The 7,221-nt window shown below is 34.0% G+C and carries 6 protein-coding genes; 1 reads left to right on the top strand and 5 read right to left on the bottom strand.

The features are described 5' to 3' along the window. From istA to OMHG_RS02880, 3 genes are all read right to left on the bottom strand, one after another. Positions 1-1,158: IS21 family transposase (gene istA / locus OMHG_RS02890; protein WP_010648160.1), on the bottom strand; the 1,158-nt coding region annotated here is incomplete at its 3' end. 813 nt (positions 1,159-1,971) lie between these two features. Next, positions 1,972-3,831: a motility associated factor glycosyltransferase family protein gene (locus OMHG_RS02885; protein ID WP_010648158.1), complete on the bottom strand. Its 1,860-nt coding sequence runs from the start codon at positions 3,829-3,831 to the stop codon at positions 1,972-1,974. Beyond that, positions 3,821-4,441 carry a hypothetical protein gene (locus OMHG_RS02880; protein ID WP_147628998.1) on the bottom strand — a complete coding sequence of 207 codons (621 nt, stop codon included), beginning with the start codon at positions 4,439-4,441 and terminating at the stop codon, positions 3,821-3,823. Before OMHG_RS02880 ends, OMHG_RS02885 begins: the two co-directional genes overlap by 11 nt. A 127-nt stretch (positions 4,442-4,568) precedes the next feature. Here OMHG_RS02880 and OMHG_RS02875 point away from each other — a divergent pair, with 127 nt between their 5' ends. After that, complete coding sequence (locus OMHG_RS02875) at positions 4,569-5,834, top strand: motility associated factor glycosyltransferase family protein (RefSeq protein ID WP_010648154.1); 1,266 nt, start codon at positions 4,569-4,571, stop codon at positions 5,832-5,834. 65 nt (positions 5,835-5,899) lie between these two features. Here OMHG_RS02875 and hag read toward each other — a convergent pair whose 3' ends face one another. Beyond that, complete coding sequence (hag, locus tag OMHG_RS02870) at positions 5,900-6,736, bottom strand: flagellin Hag (RefSeq protein WP_010648152.1); 837 nt, start codon at positions 6,734-6,736, stop codon at positions 5,900-5,902. A 72-nt stretch (positions 6,737-6,808) separates the two neighbouring features. Then, positions 6,809-6,997 carry a carbon storage regulator gene (locus OMHG_RS02865; protein WP_010648149.1) on the bottom strand — a complete coding sequence of 63 codons (189 nt, stop codon included), beginning with the start codon at positions 6,995-6,997 and terminating at the stop codon, positions 6,809-6,811. Positions 6,998-7,221 lie beyond the last annotated feature (224 nt).

The following is a 7,221-nucleotide window of genomic DNA, read 5'->3' as shown; positions in this document are numbered from 1 at the left end:
TTGACCATACTTCCCATATAATCGTTTGTGAGAAGTTATTCGCATATGATTAAAATAGACCTCAACTAGGTCATCTGAAAGCCTTACTTCAACTTGTCGATTGATGTATTCGTATGGGACCGAGTAAAACATACTTTCTACAGATACATGATAATCTGGGCGTACTTTCAGCGTTCTCCACTCAGACATTTTGTAAGGTATAATTGGAAGAGGGGAAAGGGCAAATTTCTCCTCTTCTTCAAAGGCCGATAAACGACATCCTTTTTTGCGGGTAAATGGTCGTTGGTTAAATTCTTCTAATTTCATCTCAACTTCTTTATTTAATTCTTCAATACTGAAGCATTGCTTATTTCTTAACGCTGCGATAATCCATGTAGAAATAATCCCCACTGACCCTTCAACACTTGGTTTATCTTTTGGTGCACGGACTCGTGCAGGCATTACGACGGTGTTATAGTAATCTGCCATTTCTCTATAAGTAGGATTGAGAACCAATTCTCGTGCAGTATGTTTTGTTACACTCGTTTTAAGATTGTCTGGCACAATAATTTGTGTTGCACCGCCAATATACGTGTATGCATGATTATGGGCAGTAATCCATGAGTGTAAATCCATTGATAAGGTGGCTTCCGCATAGGATAATTGGCTACATGGCAATGTCGCTACGAAAACATAAGCTTTGATTTTTTCTCCAGTATCTCTATCAATGATGAAAGCTGTGGAACCAGCCCAATCTACTTCCATAATTTCACCTGGCTTTCTTCGAATACGTAAGGTAGCTTTATATTTATCAGCATACTTACTGTAGTGCCGCGCAAAACTACGATAGGAATACGGGATCCGTTTGTTCGTACGACATTCAGCCTCATATTCATGGTGAAGGAGCGAAAGTGTTACATTGGGCTTCGCTAACTCTTCGTGAATATAAACAAAGTTCAAAGGTTGTCTTCCAGACCCCTCCATAGACTTTTCAGGGAAGAGAAATTCCTCAATCCATTGATCTGTCATCTCCTCCTCCAAGGGGCATCTTAATCCTTTCTTTTCAGCCAACTCAATAATTTCAGAAACCTTTTGTCGAGAATTTCCCGTAATTGAGGAAATACCTCTTCGACTGATCTTCTCATGGTCTAACTCCAAAATCTTCCGATAATGAATCAAACAAAAAACCTCCTATACAAAAAGTGTCACACAATAAGTGTGCTCACTAATTATATAGGAGGTTTGATGTGGTAAACAGTCTGGCACTCTGTGGTAAAATTGATGGCATTTGGTGGTAAATAATATGGCAGAGTTGGTACATTTCAGTGACTGTAATCAAGCAATCTGCTGAATATTTGCCATCGTGCTTCCTACTTTCGATTTAAGTTCACAAATGTAATCGATTACATTTTGATTGTAAATGGAGGGGTGTTGTTTGTCAATATAGAATTTATAAATCATTCTTAAAACTTATCAAGAATGATAATATGCTAAAGAGATTAGAGAGAAATGTCTAGCCTGGAAGATAATTCTATTGAATATGAGTGAGATATTCACATTTGCGCTTAGTCACTAAGCTACTTTTTATATCCAATAACGATTGAAGTTGGAGTAGAAGGTACTTTAAACCGGAAGTGAACATAACAAAAACGACATCATTGGTTTGAATGTCGTGTTCTTCCATAAAAATATGTGTATAATCATTCTACCGTTCTAGTTGAGATGAATGCAAAGCGCCTTCATGAAGCATCAAAGGTTCTTGATTTAGGAGTACACCGGGGATAAAACTATTCTCAAAGAATTAATCCGTCCTATTGAAAGTTCTCTATAGAAAGTCATTCCCCACGGTATAACACAGATCCAGAAGAGTAGATGCAGCTGGATTGGAAAAAATCTAACTTTACTAACAGGCTATACTGTCAATATTAGATTAGTGTTCAAAAACTGTTACTAGGACAGTTCTATTATCTATGGGTCCTGAACTCTTGTACACTAATTCACCGATAACCTTGCTAAACTTTCGTTAATATTGCTATTTAATTCGGTATCGCCACGTTTACATTGCTTCAACAATTTAGAGAAACTTTGTACAATCTCTTCACCTTTAATAAATGGATCCCTTTCTTGATTCAATCGCTTTATCTCATTCCCAAAATAATTAACATGTATACGAATATAGAATGATAGAAAATTTTTATAATATGCGTTTTCCTGTAATTTATTATATAAAGTGTCAAACTGAGTCAATGAGTGTTCAAGTCCAGTTTTATGTCTTAATTTAGTATTACTTCTAATAGTATCCATTAATTTTTCGAAGAGTTCTAAGAGTCCCTGATATTCTCTCTTACTTGACTCTAAATACTTGACTCTCTTCCCAATTAAACTTTTTTCATAATTACTACTGGTTTCCCACCAGTTAACTTTTTCTATTGGCTTGAAAAGTTTCTCTTCAATTACCTCTTCAATTGGCTGAAAAGGAATACCTTTTATCAATGCCCCACCTTTTGTGGTATTAATAAAATCTCTATCGGTGAATTTGCTGGCAAAGAGCTCTAGACTCTCCCGCATACTATTTAATCCGGTATTTGTTTTAATTTCATTTCCATATACATCTTTAGTAGTAATCGCATTTTTTAACTCATCTTCAGCAACTGTAGATTGAATAAATTCATACTCTATTCCTTCAGAGTATCTTCGTTCATATAGATACCCTAAGTTTTGGCCAGCAAAAATGATTGGATTAGCTCCTAATTTATTTAATAACTGGAATGTCATTACTGCAATAGATGGTGAATCAATAATTAAATCCTCTTCAAGATTTAATTGGTCATTTAAGAAATATAAAGATGTTCTATCTTGCGTAGTTATAAAATGGGTTTTCGGTCCATTATATTTTGTTAATGTCTCGTATCCCACACTTGAACCAAATACCATTGGAACAGAGTCAATATTCGAGTCAATCATCTTTTTAAATACCATTTGGTTTTTTTCACCCGGATCATATGTACATACAGCATCTGGTAATATGCCATATTCAATTAAACTATTAATTGCTGACCCTACTGAAAAGATATATGCCAGTTTGTTATCTTTAATATACCTAATGTTCTCCATATCATCCGATAGAGACGGACCAGCAGACACAATTATTGCTGGTTTCCCCCTAAAGTGTTTATGCTCGATATCCTTTAATATATTCGGAGTATCTAGTACCTTATTGAAATTTATTAGACTGTTGTTCACCCAATGCTTTTGAAAGTTATAATTAGTATATAAGCTGTTACGGCGACTACGAATTATTTTCTTTACGTTTTCTTGAAAATGAATAAATTTATCTCTTATAATATTTTCATAGCTTGGTAAAACAATGATATGAATATTTTTGTTACTTGAATTAAACTCTTGTAAATATGTTATCGATTCAGTGTCATGTTTATCTATGAAAATATTTTTTGTGTTGTTTGAAATGAAACAATCTAAAGTTCTAACTTCTGCCATCGATAGAAATACCTCAGGAATTGGCTCATAAATAGAATAACTATTATTCGGAAACATTTCCTTAAATTTCTCTATATGGTAACCCATTCCTACTCCATAAAAAAAGACATGTGTGTCACCATCTATCTCTTCCTTATGGGAAGATACTATCCGCTCTGCTTCGCGCAATGGATCATATTTACTATGGACCATTAATTGCTGATTATCCTCAGTATCGATACGAATTGTTTCTACCTTAGTTTTCGAATTTAGCATAGTTACTTTATCTCTGTTGATTTCATTTTCATATTCCTGAAAATATTGGCGAACCTTTGGAAATCTCTCTCTTAAGAATAACGTATTATCAATTAACATTTTTCAAAAACTCCTTATCATCTAAGGCAATCGCTAAGTGGTTTGCTAAAGATTCATATGCAGGAGTTACTTCATACGATAGAATATCAGTAATTAATATCGTATCTTTCGCTTCTACAGCTTCAAGTAATTGCGCAAAGCTAGTCTCACACTGTAGCAGACTCTTTTTAATTTCTTGCCAGTTAGGTGGTTGCTGGTGAGCGGTTTTTGTAAAAGTCATAAACTGCAAAATCCACTGCATACCCTCTGCTAATTGATCGATTCCATCCCAAGAATTTCTTGAGAAATTCTCATAGCTTTCATCGACTAGCTCATTCAAAGCTGGAATTGCACGTTTCAAATAAACATGAATAGAATCCATTGTTTCCCAAATCATTTCTTTCATATTCCGGGTTATTATCTCAATTTTTGTAATGGAGTCCATACGCTCTTCAATATAAGCTACATGATTTTCATAAACATCCACACCATCTATGACCAAGTGGCTGAAGACAATATTTTTATTTTCTATGGCCATATTAACTTTATTAAAGATTTCATTTATTACTCCAATATTATTATCTATATTCAATTGATCGTTATCATATATTATTTGCATTTTTTCCTCCATAAATCTTTGAATTTTTAGCTGAACGTCACTTTTATTATCGGTTTAAAGAAAGCAATTTTCAAGGGAAGATTGCTATAATTATGTTATCATTTGATATAGATTTCATTCTAGCGATAAGGAGGAGAACATGAAAATTTCAATTTTTGAAACACGAACTGTACCTACCATAAAGATAGAAAATCATCAGAATAATCTAATCTTCCACAGCAAATATGACCCGATGCGTGAAGTGAATGCATGGTGTAAAAATGCTCTAGAAGAAATAAAACCACTAGAGGAAATAGTTATTATCGGGCTAGCTGCTGGATATCACATTATACAGCTTGCAGAGGCACTACCTGGCAAAAATATAACTGTAATTGAGTTTAATGAAATTTTTTATAAATGGTTCAAAAAGAGCCCTTTCTCAGTAAAAATCAAAGAAATGAACAACGTCACGGTGAAACATTTTGGTAATATTTCAAAAGAGCAAAGGCTAAATATCTTCTCTACCATTCCATCTACTAATTTATTAATCCATAAGAACGGATTGGATATTATGCCGACTGAGTATATGCAAGTTAAGGAAATTTTAGAAGATATACAGTTCCAAAAAAAATCCATTAATAATCAAATTGAAAATATGAAATCGAACTTCTTTAAAAATGTAGCTTTAAATGATAAAGGAATTGGAAATCTTAAGAATAAATATCTTGGAAAGCCTATGATACTTATTTCTGCTGGTCCTTCACTAGATAAACAACTAGACCTTTTAAAAAAGATACATTATGAAAACAAAATAATATTAGGCGCAGTCGGAACAGCAATTAAGCCTCTAATAAAAAATAACATTATTCCTGACTTCTTTTCCATCATCGATCCCAATCCTGAAACATTAAATCAGCTTAAAGATACATATTTGCCAGAAACAATATTATTTTATTTGAGTACAGCTTATCATGAAACAATAATGCTTCACAAAGGGCCAAGAAAAATCATTTGGCAGAAAGGGTTTGAAGGTGCTGAAAAATTAGCGGTAAAAATGAGTGATCCGATCATTCAAACAGGTGGGTCGGTTGCGACTGCATTACTGGATCTTATGGTTTATTTAGGGGCAGGAAAATTAGCATTAGTTGGGCAAGATTTAGCGTTTACTGATAATTTAAGTCACGCACAGCATACACATGCTCAAAGAAATATCGGAGAAGTAAATTTTGGTTACAAAACAATAAATTATCACCGTAACGGTTACGTAACAACTGCAAAGAATTTAACAATTTATCGAAAATGGTTTGAATACTATGCTTTAGTTCATACAAATTTAGAGCTTTATAACTGTACAGAAGGTGGTGCTTATATCAATAATTGGAAACATGTTAAATTGGATCAGTTTTATAAAAAGGTAATACAATGATGAGAAAAATTAACTATTAAGAAAACGCGCTCCGAGAATTATTCGGAACGCGTTTTCTATTTTAATTATTGAAGTAATTGTAGAACACCTTGCGGCTGTTGGTTAGCTTGAGCCAACATAGATTGAGCTGCTTGAGAAAGGATATTATTCTTAGTGAATTCCATCATTTCTTTTGCCATATCAACATCACGGATACGTGATTCTGCAGCAGTAATATTTTCTGCCGAAGTTCCTAAATTATTAATTGTGTGATCTAAGCGGTTTTGAACAGCACCAAGTTTAGAACGTTCTTCAGAAACTTTGTCAATCGCTGTCTGGATACCTGAAATCGCAGTATTAGCAGCAGTTTGTGTAGAGATATTAATTCCACCTGATGTACCAGATACCGATAAAGCTTCTGCATCCATTGCAGAAATTTCTATAGTAATATTCTGATCTTTATTAGCACCAACGTGGAAAGTTAAGGCAGAACCAGAACCACTTAAAGAACCATCTAATAATTTTTTTGTGTTAAATTCTGTATCACTAGAGATATCATTCAATGCACCTGCTAGTTGATTCACTTCTGCTTGTAATTGTTCGCGGTCAGAAGTAGTGTTCGTATCATTCGAACTTTGAACAGCCAATTCACGCATACGTTGAAGAATTGAATGAGTTTCATTCAAGGCTCCCTCAGCAGTTTGAATTAATGAAATACCGTCTTGAGCGTTCTTAGAAGCCATTTCTAATCCGCGAATTTGACCACGCATTTTCTCAGAGATTGCAAGACCAGCAGCATCATCTCCAGCTTTGTTGATCTGAAGTCCTGAAGATAGTTTCTCCAATGAATTTTGTGTAGCACCTTGGTTTGCTCCTAATTGGCGATGTGCGTTAAGAGCAGAAATGTTGTGATTGATAATCATAATTTATTACCTCCGTGTTATGTTTTCTAGCAAGTCACGTCCATTTGGCTTGCTGATTTATAATAATTCCATTTAATTGGAATCACTACCGTTATAAATCTCTCCACGTACAATTTGAAATTCTCGTGGAGCGCTAATACGTAACTGTGTATAGTTACTTAGCTTTTCTTCCCTTTTTACTACTTCAATTTCAATCTTTCGTCCCTGCTCGTCTATTAAATAGACCTTTTCACCGGGCTTTCTTCCTAACGTTAGGGCCATGGCTCTCATCCTCCTTGATGATCTATTAATTATATCGGTAGTAGTTTAGAAATGTTTAATGTTTTTTGGGAAAAAATTTTAATTTAAATAAATATGGAGTCTAAGTAATAGAGTAATAGAGTAATATAGTTATTGAGTAATATAGTTATTGAGTGAGGTTGTAATAATTGGTTATATTGGATACATTAAAAATCTCTTAATTAATCCTTAATTTAGAGATGGCT

This window comes from Oceanobacillus massiliensis str. N'diop (assembly GCF_000285495.1).
GTDB lineage: Bacteria > Bacillota > Bacilli > Bacillales > Amphibacillaceae > Oceanobacillus > Oceanobacillus massiliensis.
The sequence above is the reverse complement of the archived record's forward strand: the minus strand, read 5'-3'. Positions and strand labels throughout refer to the sequence as shown.